Origin of the sequence: Sulfurimonas sp. ST-27, from assembly GCF_048081595.1 — a bacterium.
Lineage (GTDB): Bacteria > Campylobacterota > Campylobacteria > Campylobacterales > Sulfurimonadaceae > Sulfurimonas > Sulfurimonas hydrogeniphila.
The window spans coordinates 807,344-826,264 of sequence record NZ_CP182226.1 but is presented as its reverse complement, the minus strand read 5'-3'; the positions used below and the strand labels follow the sequence as shown (position 1 = coordinate 826,264).

The 18,921-nt window shown below is 35.0% G+C and carries 17 protein-coding genes and 1 tRNA gene; all 18 read right to left on the bottom strand.

The features are described from left to right. Nucleotides 1–3: 3 nt before the first annotated feature. A complete protein-coding gene (locus ACM66U_RS04380; protein ID WP_151900678.1) occupies nucleotides 4–468 on the bottom strand; it encodes an OsmC family protein in 465 nt (154 codons plus the stop codon). Between the two features lie 3 nt (nucleotides 469–471). Continuing rightward, the gene (argH, locus tag ACM66U_RS04375) at nucleotides 472–1,854 is read right to left on the bottom strand and encodes an argininosuccinate lyase (protein ID WP_151900679.1); all 1,383 of its coding nucleotides are present in this window, start codon (nucleotides 1,852–1,854) and stop codon (nucleotides 472–474) included. Nucleotides 1,855–1,967: 113 nt separating this feature from the next. Then, nucleotides 1,968–2,303, bottom strand: a complete 336-nt coding sequence (locus tag ACM66U_RS04370) for a cytochrome C (protein WP_346388565.1) — start codon at nucleotides 2,301–2,303, stop codon at nucleotides 1,968–1,970. 100 nt (nucleotides 2,304–2,403) lie between these two features. Beyond that, complete coding sequence (locus tag ACM66U_RS04365) at nucleotides 2,404–4,218, bottom strand: menaquinone biosynthesis decarboxylase (RefSeq protein WP_418641235.1); 1,815 nt, start codon at nucleotides 4,216–4,218, stop codon at nucleotides 2,404–2,406. 73 nt (nucleotides 4,219–4,291) lie between these two features. Further along, entirely contained in the window at nucleotides 4,292–5,749 is a 1,458-nt protein-coding gene (locus ACM66U_RS04360) for a glucose-6-phosphate isomerase (RefSeq protein WP_418641234.1), read from the bottom strand. Continuing rightward, the gene (locus ACM66U_RS04355) at nucleotides 5,746–6,696 is read right to left on the bottom strand and encodes a UTP--glucose-1-phosphate uridylyltransferase (RefSeq protein ID WP_418641233.1); all 951 of its coding nucleotides are present in this window, start codon (nucleotides 6,694–6,696) and stop codon (nucleotides 5,746–5,748) included. The genes ACM66U_RS04360 and ACM66U_RS04355 overlap by 4 nt, the downstream gene beginning before the upstream one ends. A gap of 231 nt (nucleotides 6,697–6,927) precedes the next feature. Then, the gene (locus tag ACM66U_RS04350; RefSeq protein ID WP_418641232.1) at nucleotides 6,928–9,096 is read right to left on the bottom strand and encodes an STT3 domain-containing protein; all 2,169 of its coding nucleotides are present in this window, start codon (nucleotides 9,094–9,096) and stop codon (nucleotides 6,928–6,930) included. A 45-nt stretch (nucleotides 9,097–9,141) separates the two neighbouring features. Next, nucleotides 9,142–9,216: transfer RNA gene (locus tag ACM66U_RS04345), tRNA-Asn, on the bottom strand. Between the two features lie 55 nt (nucleotides 9,217–9,271). Then, on the bottom strand, nucleotides 9,272–11,002 hold the full coding sequence (locus tag ACM66U_RS04340; protein ID WP_418641231.1) for a polysaccharide biosynthesis protein: 1,731 nt from the start codon (nucleotides 11,000–11,002) through the stop codon (nucleotides 9,272–9,274). 194 nt (nucleotides 11,003–11,196) lie between these two features. Continuing rightward, a complete protein-coding gene (locus ACM66U_RS04335) occupies nucleotides 11,197–12,084 on the bottom strand; it encodes an MraY family glycosyltransferase (protein WP_418641230.1) in 888 nt (295 codons plus the stop codon). After that, the gene (locus ACM66U_RS04330; RefSeq protein WP_418641229.1) at nucleotides 12,081–12,890 is read right to left on the bottom strand and encodes a DNA ligase; all 810 of its coding nucleotides are present in this window, start codon (nucleotides 12,888–12,890) and stop codon (nucleotides 12,081–12,083) included. The genes ACM66U_RS04335 and ACM66U_RS04330 overlap by 4 nt, the downstream gene beginning before the upstream one ends. Continuing rightward, nucleotides 12,887–13,777, bottom strand: a complete 891-nt coding sequence (locus tag ACM66U_RS04325; protein ID WP_418641228.1) for an NAD-dependent epimerase/dehydratase family protein — start codon at nucleotides 13,775–13,777, stop codon at nucleotides 12,887–12,889. The genes ACM66U_RS04330 and ACM66U_RS04325 overlap by 4 nt, the downstream gene beginning before the upstream one ends. After that, nucleotides 13,778–14,920 carry a glycosyltransferase family 4 protein gene (locus tag ACM66U_RS04320; RefSeq protein WP_418641227.1) on the bottom strand — a complete coding sequence of 381 codons (1,143 nt, stop codon included), beginning with the start codon at nucleotides 14,918–14,920 and terminating at the stop codon, nucleotides 13,778–13,780. Further along, nucleotides 14,917–15,735 carry an SDR family oxidoreductase gene (locus ACM66U_RS04315; RefSeq protein WP_418641226.1) on the bottom strand — a complete coding sequence of 273 codons (819 nt, stop codon included), beginning with the start codon at nucleotides 15,733–15,735 and terminating at the stop codon, nucleotides 14,917–14,919. Before ACM66U_RS04315 ends, ACM66U_RS04320 begins: the two co-directional genes overlap by 4 nt. Beyond that, a complete protein-coding gene (locus ACM66U_RS04310) occupies nucleotides 15,728–16,528 on the bottom strand; it encodes a glycosyltransferase family 2 protein (RefSeq protein WP_418641225.1) in 801 nt (266 codons plus the stop codon). Before ACM66U_RS04310 ends, ACM66U_RS04315 begins: the two co-directional genes overlap by 8 nt. 1 nt (nucleotide 16,529) lies before the next feature. Then, entirely contained in the window at nucleotides 16,530–17,435 is a 906-nt protein-coding gene (locus ACM66U_RS04305) for an NAD-dependent epimerase/dehydratase family protein (protein WP_151900690.1), read from the bottom strand. Next, on the bottom strand, nucleotides 17,425–17,832 hold the full coding sequence (locus ACM66U_RS04300; protein ID WP_151900691.1) for a WxcM-like domain-containing protein: 408 nt from the start codon (nucleotides 17,830–17,832) through the stop codon (nucleotides 17,425–17,427). The genes ACM66U_RS04305 and ACM66U_RS04300 overlap by 11 nt, the downstream gene beginning before the upstream one ends. Then, complete coding sequence (gene rfbG / locus ACM66U_RS04295; RefSeq protein ID WP_151900692.1) at nucleotides 17,820–18,920, bottom strand: CDP-glucose 4,6-dehydratase; 1,101 nt, start codon at nucleotides 18,918–18,920, stop codon at nucleotides 17,820–17,822. The genes ACM66U_RS04300 and rfbG overlap by 13 nt, the downstream gene beginning before the upstream one ends. Nucleotide 18,921: the final 1 nt, after the last annotated feature.

The window sequence follows — 18,921 nt, the reverse complement described above, 5'->3', positions numbered from 1 at the left end:
TCTCTAGCTTGGGCAAGACTCGATTTCGCCCATATCTATTTTCGCTCCGCCGCCGCTGATCATTTTTTCATTTTCACGAATCAGCTTGCCGTTATGTGTGATGGAGTAGGAAATCTCTGTTGTATCTCGAATAGTGTTGATAGTAGAACAATACGTTTCAACCGAAGCCATTACCCATCTTGCCGCTGTTACATCATCTGCATCCGAATTAAAACTGTAGGTCAAATGCAATTTTACAAATTTACGAGGATGATCCTCCGCACGAACCACATCACCGTCTACCACTAAATCGGTGACTGTTTTTCCCTGATTTTTCGGTATCAGTATCAAGTCAGTTGCACTGCATGTAATGATACCTGCCAAGAAATACTCAACAGGTGAAATTACCGGACAGTCTATAATAAAACTGCTTTTCTCGGTTTTTGCCTCAAATTTCATTCCTTCTTTGTGTGATACGCTTACTTTCATTTTTTATTGCTCCTCCAAATATTTTTTAAAATAGTCCAGTTGTTCCTGTGTTCTTAGTGTTGCCGTACCGCCTTGGGATTTTCTGGCATTCATAGAATTTTCCAGCACAAGAAAATCAAGAACATCTTCAGAAATTCTCTCATCAATTTCCTGCAAATATTTTAATGCAATTTCACTTAAATCAATGCCAAGTTCTTCACTTTTGGCCACTGCTTTTCCTGTAATAAAATGGGCTTCACGAAACGGAATATTGCATTTTTCAACCAAATAGTCAGCCAGGTCTGTTGCCGAGAGATGCCCTACCTTACAGGCAGAATGCATATTTTGCGATTTTACCTGCATTGTTTTTATCGCTTCTTTTAAAATTTCCAAAGAGATTTCAGCCGTCTCTACTGCGTCAAATACACCCTCTTTGTCTTCTTGCGTGTCTTTGTTGTAGGCAAGAGGCAGACCTTTCATAACCGTCAAAAGTCCGACCAGTGCACCATAAACACGGCCTGTTTTTCCGCGAAGCAGTTCAGGAACATCCGGATTTTTCTTTTGCGGCATTATTGAACTTCCTGTGGAATATTCATCACTCAGTTCTATAAATCCAAATTCATAAGAGGACCAGAGAACCAACTCTTCACTCAAACGGGAAATATGCATCATCATCGTCGATATATTAAAAAGAATTTCAAGAGCAAAGTCTCTGTCACTCACGGTATCGAGACAATTGACACTCACACGTTCAAAACCCAAAAGTTCTGCGCTGTATTGTCTGTCAATATTATGCGGTGTTCCCGCAAGAGCGGCACATCCAAGCGGTGACACATTATTTCGTTCATACGAACTTTCAAACCGCTCAATATCACGTTGAAACATTGCCAAATACGCTCCAAGATGAAACGCAAAGTTAATAGGCTGTGCATGCTGCAAATGTGTCATACCCGGTAAAAGCGTCTCTGTATGTTTTTCTGCGACACCCACAATCTCTTTCATTAAAAGTTTCACAAGTTTCGCAATTTCAAGATTTTTTCGCAGAACATAACGACGAAAATCAACAGCGACCTGGTCGTTTCTGCTTCTTGCTGTGTGCAACTTCTTCCCGGTATCTCCTATAATTTGCGTCAGGCGTTTTTCTATGCCCATATGCAAATCTTCGTCAGAAATATTCCACTCAAATTCGCCTGACTCAATCTCTTTTTTTACCTGAGCCAAACCTTCTTGAATCTGCCTTAGTTCATCTTGCGTTAATATACCCTGTTTTGCAAGCATCTGGGCATGTGCAAGGGAGCCCTCTATATCTTCACGGTATAACTTCCGATCATACATTATCGAGGCATTAAATTGATCTAAAAGATTTGAAGCAGATGCCGAAAAACGGCCTGACCACATTTTTTCCATAGTTTTTCCTTCGTTTGTTTCATAAATAATATTAAAAAGTTTGCTATTTTATCTAAAAAGAAGAGTTTTACAAAGAGAGAAAAATAAAATGAAGCGATTATGCTTCATTTTATTTAGTTACAGGCAGGAACATTCCCGCTGTCTTTGGCATATTCCACTAAAAACTGTTTCAAATGTTTTGATTTTCTGGCATATTTTTTACTCTTAAAATATTTCCATGATTTTTTGGCTTTTTCACTTTTCAGGTGGATTTCTGCCAAAGCTTTGCCCTTCTTTCGCATAAGCTTTTTCCATTTTTTCATTTTATACTTTGCAACAAAATTCTGTCCGGAGTCATGACACTTTAAACATTTTTTAATAAAAACACGCTGCCCTTTGTAAATAGCAGCATTTGACGAAGAAAGCGTCAAAAAAGCCAAAGAAAGTGCAATTAATAAAATTTTTTTCATATACTTTTCCTGAAGTGAAATATCTTTCATTGATATTACATTAGAAATTATTATATATTCCTTACAGTGATAAAATTTATCACATAAAACACAAAAAATTCTATAATTGAAACTTACCGGCGAGTTTTTCGTCCAGACTCCAGACTCCTTTTTCTTTTAGCTTTTCAACAACACTCTGTGTACATTCGACATCATCAGGCCATTCTCTTGTAAAATTATCCAAGGAATTTTTATTTGTACCGTCAATACCTACCATGAGTCCCGATGTATATACATCACGCAGTGCATCCATATTGTTCGTGACACGCCAAATCAGCATATAAGAGTTCCGTATGTCATTTTTTTCAGCATCAACAAATACAACCACTCTTACATGTGTACTCAATACCAGCAAATCATCAAAATACTCTTTTACATTTCTTTTTTTATCTACACTGATGACTGTAACAGGGTTGTTTGTACGCTGCATAAACTGATGCAAATCTACAACATCAGGAATGAGCTCTTTTACTCTATTGAGAAGTTCTGCATCTCCCAAAAGCTGAGGCGCTTCAACGCTGTCTGCACCAGTAGCATCTATGCCAAGCTTTCCGCCTACCAAAGTCTCAGGAGATGAGTGGTCAAGCGCATCCAGGATACCTTCTGTAATAAATAGTGATTTAGGAGTAAAACGATTCAGAACATATGTGGCAAAAGCTTCATAGTTCTCCAGTTTTGGTGCTTTTTCATCAACAAAAATGGCATGTTTGACAAAGCTCATCTGTCCGGCACCCCAAAAAGCATGCATAAACTGTTTTGCATGTCCTTTGTAAAGTGGCTGCATTTTTGCAAGTATCAGGTTGTGAAAACCTGCATTTTCCGGCATGTGGTAATCCAGCAAATCAGGAGCAGTTGTTTTAAGCAAAGGAAAGAAAATTTTTCCTGTTGCCCAACCCATATATTTGTCTTCAAGCGGCGGTTTTCCGACAACAGTAGCTAAAAAAGTTCTTTTTTGCTTCATCGTTATCGCTGAAACTTCCATCACAGGGTAAGGTTCTTCCAAAGTGTAGTATCCTGTATGGTCACCAAACGGACCTTCAATTTTCAGATTATCAGGATCAACCCAGCCCTCTATTACATAATCCACATCTTTGGGAATATACAAAGGCGTTGTCAAAGATTTTACAAGCTGTGCAGGCTTTTTGGTAATCAATCCATACATTAAAAGTTCATTCACGCCATAAGGCAGAGGAGCAGTTGCGCACCAGGTATACAAAGGATCTCCCCCTACAGCTATACTTACAGGCATTTTTTTGCCGGCTTTTTGATACTGGTCAAAAAAGTGTGAAGAATCCTTATGTATCTGCCAGTGCATGCCCAAATGATTTTTATCATATACCTGCAGCCTATACATACCAAGGTTTACCATTTCGCCGTCAAGACTCTGCGTATACACCTGGCCCATTGTTATAAATGGTCCGCCGTCTTGTTCCCAGGTTGTCAGGAGCGGTAATTTATATAAATCTATTGCATCTTTTAAATATTTTATCTGCTGGCATTCTCCCTCGCCTTTGAGACGTTTTGGAAAAATATTTTTGAGTGAAAAGAGTTCACTTGCCATAGAAATTTTCTCTTTGAAGCCTACGGGCGGTTTCATATGCAGCAGTTTTGTAATTTCATCTGCCACAGACTCAATAGTTCGTCCAAAAAGCAGCTCACAACGCCTGTAAGATCCAAAAAGGTTCATCATGACCGGTTCTTCAAATTTTTTACCGTTTTTTTTATCAACAACATTGGTAAAAAGCAGTGCTTTGCCGCCGTCTTCTTTTTTTACTTCGGCATAAGCCAGATGCGGAATTTCAAGATATATATCGAGTTCAGTATCTATTGTTGTGAGTTCATCATTTTTTTGTAAAAGTTTTATTGTTTTTTGCATATATCCTACTCAAATATTTTTTCCTGATTGTAGCATATAAAAACTGAGTGTATAAAAAATCAGCCTCTTGTTTTTATTGCAAGCTGTCATCGTTTCTGTCTTGTTTTAATTTTTTTTTCAAAATAATTTTGCCGTTTTCAACACCGGGTTGATTGTAGGCATCAATATACATCAGTTTTGCACACAGGGAAGTCAACAGTTCATATTCATACATCAAAGCGGCAATGGCACTTTCACAAACACCGTCTATTGTTATCACATCACACGGGATGTCTTTTTGGTTGTTTATTGATTCTATCGTTGCATCCGCCTGTTTGTTTATCAATTCGGAAAAAGGAATATTATTAAGATATTGTAACTCTTCAAGCCCTTCCAGTTTTACATCCGGAATTTTCAAATCATTGTCAAAATTTTCCACCTTGATGACAGTTACCGTTTTATCTCGTCTGCCTTCGATGATAAGCTGTAAAAACGAGTGCTGATCAATCGGACCGATAATACCGATAGGTGTCAATCCCTGACGTGTATTGTTTATATCAATTTTACCAAGACTTTCTCCCCAAAGCTGAATATACCACTTGTTGAAACCTTCAAGGCGTGAGGAGTAGGAAAAGACTACATTTATGTTGTAATTGTATTTGTATTCGACTAAAAATCGGGCTTTTTTTAAAAGACGTTGTTTAATATTTATGCCATTGTCAGCCGGCACTGAAGTAGCGGTTCCGGAGATATTACCTGCGTTATCGTTGTGGAGGGAAACTGAAGTAGCAGTTCCGGAGATATTGCCTGTGTCATCGTTGTGGAGAGGCACTGAAGTAGCGGTTCCGGAGATATTGCCTGTGTCATCGTTATGAAGAGGCACTGAAGTAGCGGTTGCAGAGGTACCCTGGAACCCGTACTTCAGTGCGGGCTGCTCTTTATGAGTCCCAAAAAACTCATCATGTACTTTTCTCGCACCGGACAACAATGCATCTATGTCTATACCCACTATCGCCAAAGGCAGTAAACCGACTGCACAAAACACAGAAAAGCGTCCTCCCACATTTTTCGGAATCTCAAAAATTTTCATGCTGTGTATACGGGCATAATCACTTAATTTGGAATCGTTCTCACTGACAATCACGGTGTTTTCTCTGTTACATGTAACCAAAGAGTTTATATACTTAAACAATGCAATTGTTTCCAAAGTTGTCCCGGATTTTGAAATCACTATAAAAAGCGTATCTTCCAAATCAATATTTTCAATTTTTGATTTGATATCAATAGGGTCTGTAGTTTCAAGAAAAAAAAGTTTTTTCCTTAAATCTTTTGAGTGTTTTAAAAATTTATAAACAGCATAGGTACCAAGGGTACTTCCACCGATACCGATAACGGCTATATTAGTTTGTTTCACTGTTTTGGCATACTCTTTATAAACAGATGTATCTTGAAGCGGCAGTGTATAATAGCCGATAGAGTTCTTTTCTTTTACAATTTCAGTAAAAACATCTTCATCTGAGATAGTCGGATTGAAATTATGACTATAGTTCATAAACAACTCTTGTTGTAAAAATAATTTGTAGCTGCAACAAAACCGTCTACACTGCCACAGTCAAAGCGTTTTCCTTGAAATTTATAGGCAATTACTCTGCCCTGTTTCGCCTGTTGCAGCAGTGCATCGGTTATTTGAATTTCTCCGCCTTTACCCGGTTTTGTTTCACGCAAAATATCGAATATATCCGGAGTCAGGATGTACCTGCCTATAATAGCTAAGTTTGACGGGGCGTCCTGCGGGGATGGTTTTTCTACCATATCTGTAATTTTAAAAGCGTTATCGCCCAGACTAAAGTCTGGGTTCCGTATCTCACCTTCAATATCCTTGTCGCCTAGACTTATGTCTGGATTCCTTGTCTCACCTGCATCTGATTCATCTTCCTGGAACCCGTACTTCAGTGCGGGCTGCTCTTCTATTGCTACCACACCGTATTTGTTAGTATCTTCATAAGGTACTTCTTCGACAGCAACGATAGAGCACTTGTATTTTTCGTAAAGTTCTACCATCTGCGCTAAAACACCCGCACTCTCATTATCACATAAATCATCCGCAAGTATGACGGCAAAAGGTTCTTTTCCGATAAGAGTTTCACCTGTCAGTATGGCATGTCCAAGCCCTTTCATCTCAACTTGTCGCGTATAGGAAAAGGTGCAGGTTGTTATTACTTTTCTTATCTCTTGCAAATAACTCTCTTTTGCAGTACCTTTAATCTGATGTTCAAGTTCATAAGAAACATCAAAGTGATCTTCAATTGCACGTTTCCCACGCCCCGTAACGATTGCCATAGTAGTAAGCCCCGCTTCTATTGCTTCTTCCACCCCGTATTGAAGAAGCGGTTTTGTAAGGACGGGGAGCATCTCTTTTGGTATCGCTTTTGTAGCCGGCAAAAATCTTGTCCCGTAGCCTGCCGCCGGAAAAAGACATTTTCTGATTGTTGTTTGCAAGAGAATCCTTTGTTTTTAGTGAAATGATTATAGTAAACCTTTGATTATATTTACTTAAATTCAGCCCGTACTGAAGTACGGATTTCGAAAAAGCTGCACATCTCCAGGAATCAGTACTTTAATGCCGACTGTTGTTGCTTACTGTCACTCTCAGCCCACCCTAAAGGATGGGTTCCTAAGTACTGAATACTTCCCGGAATCGGTACTTTAGTGCCGACTGTTCTTTAATTCTTATATTTTCAATTTATATACTTTAGCCTGTGGTGTTAATATCACAGGTTCAAAAAGTTTTTTATCATAATTTTCCAGCACCATCAGTTGTATATAGAGTGAATTATATGTCTGTTCATCCACTATTAAAAAAGTATTATAGTTTTTCATAAAAATAATATTTAAATTTGAGGAAAGATTAACAACCTGTACCTGTTTGTGTAGTTTCATATTTTTGTCATAGTAAGTTTGCACAAAACGTCTTATCGGCAATGTTTTATTTCCAAGAGTAAGCTGCAGATTTCTTTTGTCTAAAAACACATTTTGTGCCAATTGAATTTTGTTGCCAATATCTTTAAAATTCCTGCTTACAAAGAAAAATGGCTGCCTGCCTTTGTCTCCGTTCATTAAATTCAAATTTGAGAAAAGTGTTACCGTCGGATAAATGTTTATCATTCTGAAAGGCAGATAAAAGTAGATATCTCTTGTTTTTTTCGGCAGTTTAATATCAGACTGCAAACTCTTTAAAAATTCGTTTGTATCTTTGTACCCGTAATCTTTTGTCATCTGTTCTATGTTTGAAAAAACTGTAATATTTTTGTCTTCTATCTCTTTCTTGTTTTTATCTCTAAAATCATATGTTTTTTCCGTATACTCTACATCAAGCCGTGCCATTTTTGCAGCCTCTTCCTGTGTGTGCGTCAGCATAAAACTCACAGGAAAATTCACGCTTCCACTGTGTTTTCCGCCATCGGCCAAAGTCTTGACATCTGCATAGTATCGAATTGGATAGCCATAGTCCCACCATGCTACAACATAATCTTCACGACTTGCTTTTTTTCCCAGGGTAGTTAAAACTTTCACTTCATTCGCATTAAAAACAGTAGGTACTTTATACGCCTTTATATGTTTATAGTTTGGATACAGTGCCAGCAGAGTAAAAGCACTCATGCTTAAAACTTTCAACTTCTGCGTAGGCATTTTTGAAGCAATCTGCGTAATTAAAAAGGCAATGCCGAAAGCTAAAATCGGTACGGCATAGATTGTAAAACGAAGTCCACCGACATAGGCTAAAAATCCAAGCCCGACAAGAGGCAGTGAAAAGAGCATAATACGGTGTTTGTACAGCAGATACATGTAACCAAGCAAAGAAATGACAAATGTAACAGTATTGCCACTGATACGATTAGCAAAAGTCTCAAAAGGAATATGCCCTGCTTCTCGTACCGTTTGCATTACCGTGAAAAAATGAAGTCCCAGTCCTTTGGTTCCCGCACTGACACTCTCTCTAAAAATATAGCCTTTTAACTGCGACCAAATCGGATCAAATCCACCGGTTGCAAAAAATGCAATAATTGAAGTCCCTAAGATATAGTAAATATACTTATCATATTTTTCCTGCTTAAATGTATAAAAAGCGGCTAAAACAAAACCCAGACGAACCAATCCGTCTGTATTCATCATAGCAAACATCATAATGGCAAGCAGTTTATAATTAAATACATTTTTTCGATCAAACACCAAAGTATAAAAAAGAATCAATCCGAAAAATGAAAACTCCAAAGAGTAAGATTGAGGGTACCACCATCTGTAAACTAGAATATCCAAAGCAGTAAAGAGCAGATATATGTCTTTATTGGTTTTAATCGCCCAAATAACAGACCAGAGCAAAAACATAGGAAGCACAATGTTGAGCATATCGGTATCATAATACCCTGCCATTGTACGGTTATAATAACTCCATGCAACAGATGCAAATATTGCGGCAATAAACCCCATCTCAAGATTTTTCAGCGCTTTGGCTATCAAAATGATTGGAATAACGACAAGAGAACTCAAAAATACCGGTAAATAAAAAATAACACTCTCAAAGGAAAAAGGCAGGATTTTTGCAAAGAATGCTGTAAGTTGGGAAGCAGCACTTGAAACAGGTGAGAGGTCATGCAACTGATGAAATTTATCAAAATACTCTTTTGCATCCGGATTTGTTCCGGTTCCGGAAAGTAAATCACGAGCACCTTCCGCCCAAACATAACCATCATTGGTATTAATCATAAACTGCCCGTTAAAATAAAACGGTGCATATCCGTTAAAATGATATACCCAAACAAGGCGCATACCAATAGAAAAAGCAAAAGCTATAAAAATATAAAGAAGTGTTAATTTTGTTTCATGGGAAGTATCTGTCAAGTTTTAGTCCTCTAAAAAGTTGAGGAATTATAACATAAAAAGAAGTGGCTCCGGATACTGGATTCGAACCAGTGACCAAGTGATTAACAGTCACCTACTCTACCGCTGAGCTAATCCGGAATGTATGGCAGAATTCTATCCAAACAATTTTAAAATAACCTAAAATTTTGATAATTTAGGAATTTGTTTGATGATTAAACTCCGGCACTATCTCTTTGAGTTTTTTCAGCGTATCATTACATGTAAGCAGTGCTTCTATATCTTCATTCAATCTTTTCAAATCATACGGTGTAGGTTTTGCCACGGTTATGGATTCATATTCTGTTTTTGTGTCACTCTCGTCTATCAAAAGCTCTTCATAGAGTTTTTCACCCGGTCGTAAACCTGTATATGTAATGTCAATGTTTTGACTTCCGCTCAGGTCAATCATTTTTTTTGCCAAATCAACTATCCTTATCGGTTCACCCATATCAAGTATGAAAATCTCACCGCCGCTTCCTATAGCACCTGCCTGCAAAACCAGTTCACAGGCTTCGGGTATCAACATAAAATATCGTGTGATATCAGGATGTGTTACGGTAACAGGTCCGCCTGCTTCTATCTGTTTTTTAAATTTTGGAATAACACTTCCGCTAGAGCCTAAAACATTACCAAACCTCACAGCGACTATGTCTGTTCCCTGTCCATTTGAATTTTGGGCATACAGTTCGCAAATACGCTTAGTCGTTCCCATAACATTTGTAGGACGCACTGCCTTATCGGTAGATATCATCACAAACTTTTGCACGCCATGCTTTATAGACGTATCTATAACATTTTTAGTGCCTATGACATTATTAACGATGCCTTCATATATGTTTGATTCAACAAGCGGTACATGTTTGTATGCTGCGGCATGTATAACTATCTGAGGTTTATACTTTTGAAATGTTTCATCTAAAAGTTCCGAATTTACTACACTTTGCATAACAGGTATAGCATCCACATTCTTAATCTCTTCCAAAATAGCATACAAATTGTATTCGCTGTGGTCTAAAAGTATAAGTTTTTTCGCTCCGTATTTTTCACATTGACGACATATTTCACTGCCTATACTCCCGCCTGCTCCTGTCACTAAAATCGTTTTATCTTTTATAAACTCTTCTATCTTTTGCTTGTCCAAATCTTTTGGATGGCGTGCAAGCAAATCTTCTACAGAGAGATATTTTAACTGTGTCGAAAGATTTTTTCCCGTTAAAATTTCATCAATAGAAGGAAGAATCTGAATAACTTCAAAGTAATTTGAGAGATTGTCATATATCGTTCTGATACGCTCTTTTGGAACAGACGGCATGGCAATAACAAGCAAATCATACTTTTTATCTTTCATAACTGTTTTGAGCTGTTGCTCAGAAAGTATATTTACAGAATCTACAGAACGGTTTTGCAAAGCCTTGTCATCATCCACAAAATATTCTATTTTATACTTAGAATCATGAAACTCGGATGCCAGTTTTATTCCAGCCTTCCCTGCACCGTAAATTACCACTGATTTTGTCTTCTTTACTTTTGATTTGTTGGTAAAATAATAGTATGCATACATCAAAAAATTAATGCTAAAAAGATATAAAAAAAGTTCTGATGCCAAAAAAGAAAAACGTACTTTTCCATAAAATACAGGCAAATAAACAAAAAAAGCAGTAATATAGACAACACTTTTTATAAGAAAAGTTTTTTGCGAAGCTTTCGACCAAGAGAGAGAGTAGTCTCGCAGTATAAAGCGTGATGCAAGCATACGAATGACGATGACGCTTGCCACAATTTCAAGCTCAAACGGCATATGATAGATAAAAAATGTCCACCAAAACGTAATAAAAGAGAGTACTATAATTACTAAAAAGTTTAATATTTTTTTATCTATTCGCACTGTTTATTATTCTCTGGATCTTTAAGTTTTAATACGCTCATACTATACTTTCCTCTCTTATTATAAACATCATTATAACACATTTGTAAACTCATAGTTTTCATTCCATATGTGCAACTGCTTCAACTTTCCTGCCATTCTTGCCCGCACTGAAGTACGGATTCCAAATGCAACAATTTCTCGGAATCGGTACTTCAGTGCCGACTGATAAAATACGCCAAGACAAATAAAACCATATTCGCCCCCATAGCCATAAACACAACTCTGTCATGGGAAAATCCGGCCTGCGTCAGCCTTTGGTATAGATGCTTTTTATGTGCCACCGAAAGCCTTTCTCCATTGAGGTACCGCTTGACTAAAGTATACGTCGCATCAAACCAAAACACACCAAATAAGATAATCCATATCCATAAATTTACAGCATCTTGATTTGCATAATATATAGTAAAAATCGCTACAGTATACCCAAGCAAAGTACTCCCGACATCCCCCATAAATATCTTCGCTCTATGCCAGTTCCAGACCAAAAACCCTAACACAGACACAATCAAAACTAAAAAATGCACCCCGCCAAAAAGTAAAAAACCGGCAATTCCAAGAAAAACAGCTTCACTTCCGGCATAGCCGTCAATTCCGTCTAAAAAATTGTAAAGATTGATAAACCAGATAATCGCCACAAAAGCAATGATATTAGCAACCAGTTGATTTTCAATGCTAAAAAGCCAAAAGTCCAAGCTACCTAAACCACCCAGAGCCATTAACCCACCAACAGCGACACTGCTCTGTGTGACAAGCCTTACTTTAGGAGAAAGTTCATACAAGTCATCCAAGTAACTTACAACAGCAAGCACAACCCCCACCATTAAAGCATAATACAAAGATGAAACAATCTCTCCCCTGAAAAAAAGATAACTCAACCCCACAAACCAAGTAACAGCTATAGCAATCCCCCCACCATGAGGCGTAGGCACCGTGTGAGAACTCCGTTCATTTACCTCGGCAACCAAGGATTTTTCAATGGCATAATTTTTGATAATATAAGTGAGCATAAATGACAATAAAAATAAAAATATATAGATCACAGATCGCTTCCTTTATATCTGACTCTCAAAAACACAGGAAATCTTGGCTTTTTGTATTTTGTAAACTCTTGGTACTTAAATGTTACAATATCACCGATTTTAGGAGGACCCATTCTCTCTTTATTTGTAAATCCACTGCCTATTTTAAAGGTTGCGTTGTTATCTAAACGACAGGTTAGTGATCCCATCATATTTGCAAATTTTCCTTTGCCATGGTTGACAGCGACAACTCTGCATTCGGCATCTTTAAATGATTTTAGCTTTAAAGCTTTTGATGTTCTTTTGTCTATATATGCCACATTTGGGTCTCGCACCACAACACCCTCACCGCCTTTTGATTCTACTGCAGATAAAAATCTAAAAAGTTCATCTTTTGAATTCGCCTCTCTTTGAACTATTACATGTAAGATATCACTTTCATATGGTTTTACTTTTTCTAAACGCTTCAAAAGACCTTCTTTTGCATGAGGTACTTCAAAAATGTTATATGTAATTTCTTTCCATTTTTCAGATGGTACTTTATCTCGCACTATAGAAGATATATTTTCAAAATCACCCCTTTTGCTCCACAACTCCCCATCTAATTCAAAAGGGGGGAAATCTTTTATAAAAAACTTTGGAGCATAAATATGCTTTCCTCCACGACTTATAAGTTGTTTCCCATCCCAGTAAGCACGGATTCCATCAAGCTTTTCACTCATTACCCAATTTGTAATATTTTGATCTTTATAAACTTGCAAAAGTAAAAGTTGTGGTTTTTGCGCAAACAGTACAAATGGCAAGAGTAATATTAGGTACAGTTTCATATCATTAAGTCCTTTAAACTTTTCTCACCGTTTATCATAAAATCAATCCCTTCCTCCGCACCAAACGGAAGCGATGCTTCAGCCTTGCCAAAAAGTTTTTTCATTGCATCCTTATTATCAACTTCCAAACTCCCATAAAGCCTTTTATGAAACGATGGCTTTAAAACCTTCAACAAACTCTCAAAAAACGGCACCCGAACAAGATAAACTTTTTTTCCTAAATTTTCAGCTATAAGCTCTATAAGTTTTATGGTACTAAACGGTTTATCATCGCTCACTAAAAATATGCCATCTTTTTGTCGTTCAATGACAGCATCTATAAAAAAACATAAATTCCCAATATAGATCATACTGCGTCTGTTCTCAATCCCTCCAAAAGGCAATACAGGTACCTTTCGAACTAAATTGACAAGGTTTTTAATGTTTGCTTTCACCCCATACCCATAAACAATAGGCGTTCTTATAATAGAAACAATAAAATTATCATCTTCGATTTTTTGAAGTTCCTGCTCGGCTTTTAATTTACTTTTACCGTATTCATCCTGAGGGTTACATGGTGTACTTTCTGTATAACAAACATCACTCTCTTCCCCATATACTTTCACACTGCTCATAAACACAAAATGCTTCACGCCAGATGCTTTTGCTTTTTTGGCCAGATCCAAAGTTTGCGTAACATTTATCTTTTCATACGCCTCTTTACTCGCTCCACCCATCTGATGTACCAAAGCAGACAAATGTACAACAACATCAACGCCCTTTACATGTAGAGCATCAAAATTCTCCTGTAAAAAAGAAAAAGTTCTTATCTTATAGTGTTGAGAATATTTTAACTGGAAATAACTCCCGATAAAACCTCTTACCCCTGTTAATAAAATAGTTTTCATCTATATATCCATGTCTAGTTTCTTTAACTCACCTAACAGTTCATTCCAAAAATATTTTTGATCATATTTTTTGACAATACTATCTCTTACATTGCATCTAACAAAATTGTAAAATTTTTCATCTATAATAAATTTTTCCATTGCATGGAACAAAGCTACTTCATCTTTTTTCTTTACCAGCATTCCATTTATATTGTGTTTTATTACTTCATTACACCCATTTATATCAGTTGCAAGCAGTGGTATATTAAAACTACCTGCTTCTATGAGAACATTTGGCAGTCCCTCCCTGTATGAAGGAAGAACAAATAGGTTAGTAATGCAAAGATATTTTCTTATATCATCCTGAAATTCTATATATTTTACAGAATAATTTTCTTTTATTATTTGATGGCTTTGTTTAGAAATCGGGTCTGATTCATTTTTATAATCACCTATCAATAATAATTTAATTTTAGAATATTTATTACTTAACAAATCAAATACACTTAACAACTCATTAATACCTTTATCTTTTACAATTCTTCCTACAAAAGTTATTATAAAGTCATCTTTCTTAAACTTTAAATCATCCTTGATTTTATTTTTTTGACTCTCCGAAAACTTATCTTTAAAAAACTCGGTATCAACACCGTTAACTGAACCATTTCCAATTATAGCAACCTCTTTCGCTGTCATGTTTTTAACTGTTGCAGTCAAAATTTTGCTATTACAATATATTTTAGAGGAAAAAAAATATGTAGTCTTTTCTGTTATTGTCAATATTTTTTTTCTTATTCCTGTCGCTTCCAAATTAGGAAGGCCCACAACACTGTGCAGTCTATGCGGAACTCTAGTTATCCATGATGAAATCATTCCAAGTAATCCGGCTTTTGGAGTAAGTGTATAAACAATCAAAGGCTTCTTTTTTAACAGATACCCTGTAAGCTGTATCAAAACTTTTAAATCTTTAAAAATATTAATTTTTCTATTAAAATCCACTATTTTTACAGATACATTTTCATACTCTTTAATACTTTGGATTTTATCTGAATATGATGTAACTATTTCAACTTCATAATAATTAGATAAAAATTTTGCCTGTCCTTTTAGCCAAGTTTCTAAAACAACAGGAACAGTAACCATTATTACAATTTTTTTCATAAATTAAATTCTTGTTGTAAATATTCTTGCACATTGATAAAATCATTTTTTTGAATCACTTCAACCAGTAATCTTGCATCAGAGGTTGAAACTTTTAACTCATCTCTAAATATATTGCTTGTTTTAATTTCGATCTGATTATTTGACAAAAATTCCAAGATCCCTTTTATTGAACTGCCAAAACCAGTACCTACATTAAGTATTTTAATATTTTGTATCTTTAACAGTTTACTATATATAAAAACCACATCATCAATATGTATAAAATCTCTAATGGCATTTCCATTGTTTACTATTTTTATTTCTTGATTGTTTTTATGAGCATTTATAATTTTACTGATAACAGAAAATTTATCATTTCCGCCATACATGTTAAAAATCCTGGTAATCGTATAGTTTATCTTATACTCATTACAATATTTTTCAATCAATTTCTCATTTGCAACTTTTAAAGAGGCATGCAAGTTTATAGGTTTTAATTCATCTGATTCATTACATAAAATATTATTTCCATATACAGAACTGCTACTTGTGTATATTATTTTGTTGATGTCTGCATTTTTAAAGTAGTCAAGTACTAAAGAAGTAATTAAAATGGCATTAGTGATGTAATTACTACTGCTATCGAAATTATTTAGCTGTGTTGCAGGTTGAAAGTTATTAAAAATAATATTAATTTTTTGATTTTTATACTCTTGTAAAATATTTATATTTTCCAATATTTCTCTTGAAGACAGTAATATGGAATTATCTATATACTTATTCATTCTTTTAGAAAGATTACTATTTTTCCCAATAATTAAATTTTTAGGCATAACTGTATCTCTTAAAAATAATCTTACAAATTTGTAACAAAGAACTAAATACATAATGTCTCATCGGTATCTCTTTTTTTAAAAAAATCAATGAAAGCAAATACAATGCTTTTCTGTAACCTATATCTGTCTCTCTGTTTGAAATTGAAGCATTATGAACTCTATAATTCAACAGCTTTTCTTTGAGTAAAACAATTTTTTTTTCATTTCTAATTAATTTTATCCAAAGTTGCCAATCTTCTACCGCAATCAAATTTTTCTCTTCTTCAAAATTAACTAAAGCACTTTTTTTTAACAATACAGAATTTACATTTATATAATTGATATAATAAATAATATTTTTCATACTTATAACAGTTTTTAAAAAATTAACCAGTTTTTGATTATCAAAATTTCCTTGTAATTCAGATTTTTCATCAATTTCATATGCCAATGTATGGACTACGTCAGCATGATTGTTTTGTAAAAATGCTAATTGTTTTTCTAACTTTTCCGGTAACCATACATCATCAGAATCCAAGAAAGCTATATATTCACCTTTTGCAATTTTTAAACCCTCATTTCTAGGATAAGCGGGTCCGCCTTTGTTCATATTCAAATTTACAACCTTGATCCTTTTATCTTGCTGCTGATATTCCTCAATAATAGAAACACTTTTATCTGTTGAATTATGATTTATAAGCAGTAGTTCAAAAACCTCATAAGTTTGCTTCAACACTGACTGTATTGTTTCATCTAGATAATTTTCTGCATTATATATTGGAATAATGACACTAATCAAAGGATTTTTCATATTAAATTTTATCCTTAATATATTTTTTCAAACCACTTTCCAAAGAAATATTCACTTTATAATTCAACTCTTTTTGCGACATTTCTATATCTGCACATGCTCTGATTGTATCAATTTTACGACTTTTATTCGCACCCCATGCAATATTTGCTTTTTTATTTGTAATACTTTCTAAAGTCTTTACCAAATCTCTTATTGATATACATTTTCCTGTTCCCACGTCATAGTCAATTTTAGAAGCTTTAATATTATTAAAATCAAGAATAAGGTTATAATAAAGGTTTACAACATCATCTATATGTACAAAATCCAATATCTGCTTACCATCACTCATATTAACAGCCTCATCCGAGTCTAGAGAATCTATAGCATAATCAATAATCTTTTTATTGGCATTTTTCTTTCCATAAACTGTAAACAAAATCATATTTAAAAATTTAAAAGAGTTCTTTTTGGCATAGTACTCAATTATATATTTTGCAGAAGTTTTTGTAGCAGAATAAAAATATGTTGGGCTTATTATATTGTTGATATGATATTCGGAAAAAGAACCTGTATTTATAAACAATTGCAACTTGCAACCTGATAATGCAATTAACAGATTAGAGGTAAATACAATATTTGATTCTATTAGCTTAACTATATCTTTTGGTTCATCTGAACTTGTTGAATATGCAGCCAGATGAACTACAATTTCAGGTGAAAATTGTAAAACACTGTCATTAAACTCAGTTAGGTTATTACATTCGATATATATAACCGCATTCCCAAACATTTTTATGGCACTTTTTGAATCTCGAACAACCAGTGCAATTTCTATATTATGATTGATTAAAAGTTTATTCACAAGATCTGAACCAACATAGCCGGTTCCGCCAGTTACAAGAACTCTTTTTTTACCATTCATAGTTTATCTCATTAATATCTAAATTTATTGCTTCGTCTGGATTATGCTCAATTGAAGCGATATTTAATAACATACTGCTTTCGCTTAAACCTTTAAAAGCCATCCACAAATTTGGTTTTACAGTAAGTCTTTGGTAATTTTTTTGAGAAAGTTTTACACTAAAAAACTCTTTATTTATTTCATCATACACAACAAATTCTATTTCTCCAACAACCACTACAAGATTTAAAGTCATTTGAGTATGTTTCTTCCATCCCTTGATATCATTTAGGTATATAGTTGAAAAATAAGCTTCTCCAAATCCATCAAACCCCTCATCACTTTTTTTCATGGCATGAAAAATATCACCTTTTGGATTATAAATCTGTTTTAGCGGTGTTAAAATTACTCCGTCCATTGCAAACCTCGCGTTTTTGCCATACTTTCATATTCATTTATCTGTTCCAAAGTTTTTTCTAAAATATTGTTATTATTGTTATAAAAGTCATAATACCACTCACTGGTAAATCTAATAGTATCTTTATACTCTAAATTTGCCTGCCATTTCAGATAAAAGAGAGCTTTGTCACAATTGAGTTTTAGCAATCCTGCCTCATGAAAAGGTATGTTCCCTGTAATAGTAAAAGCATCTTTGGCATTTGTAAAATGCCAATACTGACTTAAATCTGCAAGCAATTGTTTAACTGTGTGATTTTGTTCTGCCCTTGGTCCAAAGTTAAACGCTTCCCCATGCAAAGAGTTGTTTTCATACAAAACCTGCCCTAGATTTAAATATCCACTTAAAGGTTCAAGCACATGCTGCCAAGGTCTCGTAGCTTCTGGGCTTCGTATCTCCACACTTTGATTTTTACTCCAAGCGTGCATGCAGTCAACTACAATCCTGTCTTTTGCCCAATCTCCGCCACCTATAACATTTCCGGCTCTACCAATGGCTAACTTAACATTACAATTGTCTTTTTTAAAAAATGAGTGATAATATGATTTTATAATAAGCTCAGCAGCACCCTTGCTACCACTGTAAATATCTTTACCACCCATTTTATCATCCTCTTTGTAGCCCCATACCTGTTCTACATTGGCATACGCTTTATCACTTGTGATAATTATAACGCTGCATTTATGATTTGAGTTTTTAAGAGCTTCTAAAATATTTGCCGTTCCCATTACATTTGAGGATATTGTGTCAATTGGATTTTCATAAGATGTTGAAACTATCGGCTGTGCTGCCAGATGAAAAAGAAACTCCGGCGCTTCTGCGGCTATAATTTCATTCATTTTAGATAAATTTCTTATATCCTCTTGATAATGCTTTATCTTTTTTTGTAGCTGTAACTCTTCAAACATTGAAGGATTTGTCGGAATATCTTTTGAGATGCCTATAACTTTTGCCCCAAGTTTTAAAAGCCACAGAGTAAGCCATGTGCCTTTAAATCCTGTATGCCCGGTAACAAGTACTTTTTTATCTTTGTATACATTTTTGAACATT

Bases quoted from the DNA above. Each gene is read 5' to 3' on its own strand.
- ACM66U_RS04315 (WP_418641226.1), bottom strand. From the start codon at position 15,735: ATGCCTAAAAATTTAATTATTGGGAAAAATAGTAATCTTTCTAAAAGA.
- ACM66U_RS04380 (WP_151900678.1), bottom strand. From the start codon at position 468: ATGAAAGTAAGCGTATCACACAAAGAAGGAATGAAATTTGAGGCAAAA.
- ACM66U_RS04325 (WP_418641228.1), bottom strand. From the start codon at position 13,777: ATGAAAACTATTTTATTAACAGGGGTAAGAGGTTTTATCGGGAGTTAT.
- argH (WP_151900679.1), bottom strand. From the start codon at position 1,854: ATGGAAAAAATGTGGTCAGGCCGTTTTTCGGCATCTGCTTCAAATCTT.
- ACM66U_RS04305 (WP_151900690.1), bottom strand. From the start codon at position 17,435: ATGAATGGTAAAAAAAGAGTTCTTGTAACTGGCGGAACCGGCTATGTT.
- ACM66U_RS04370 (WP_346388565.1), bottom strand. From the start codon at position 2,303: ATGAAAAAAATTTTATTAATTGCACTTTCTTTGGCTTTTTTGACGCTT.
- ACM66U_RS04360 (WP_418641234.1), bottom strand. From the start codon at position 5,749: ATGAACTATAGTCATAATTTCAATCCGACTATCTCAGATGAAGATGTT.
- ACM66U_RS04330 (WP_418641229.1), bottom strand. From the start codon at position 12,890: ATGAAACTGTACCTAATATTACTCTTGCCATTTGTACTGTTTGCGCAA.
- ACM66U_RS04300 (WP_151900691.1), bottom strand. From the start codon at position 17,832: ATGGACGGAGTAATTTTAACACCGCTAAAACAGATTTATAATCCAAAA.
- rfbG (WP_151900692.1), bottom strand. From the start codon at position 18,920: ATGTTCAAAAATGTATACAAAGATAAAAAAGTACTTGTTACCGGGCAT.
- ACM66U_RS04310 (WP_418641225.1), bottom strand. From the start codon at position 16,528: ATGAAAAATCCTTTGATTAGTGTCATTATTCCAATATATAATGCAGAA.
- ACM66U_RS04365 (WP_418641235.1), bottom strand. From the start codon at position 4,218: ATGCAAAAAACAATAAAACTTTTACAAAAAAATGATGAACTCACAACA.
- ACM66U_RS04320 (WP_418641227.1), bottom strand. From the start codon at position 14,920: ATGAAAAAAATTGTAATAATGGTTACTGTTCCTGTTGTTTTAGAAACT.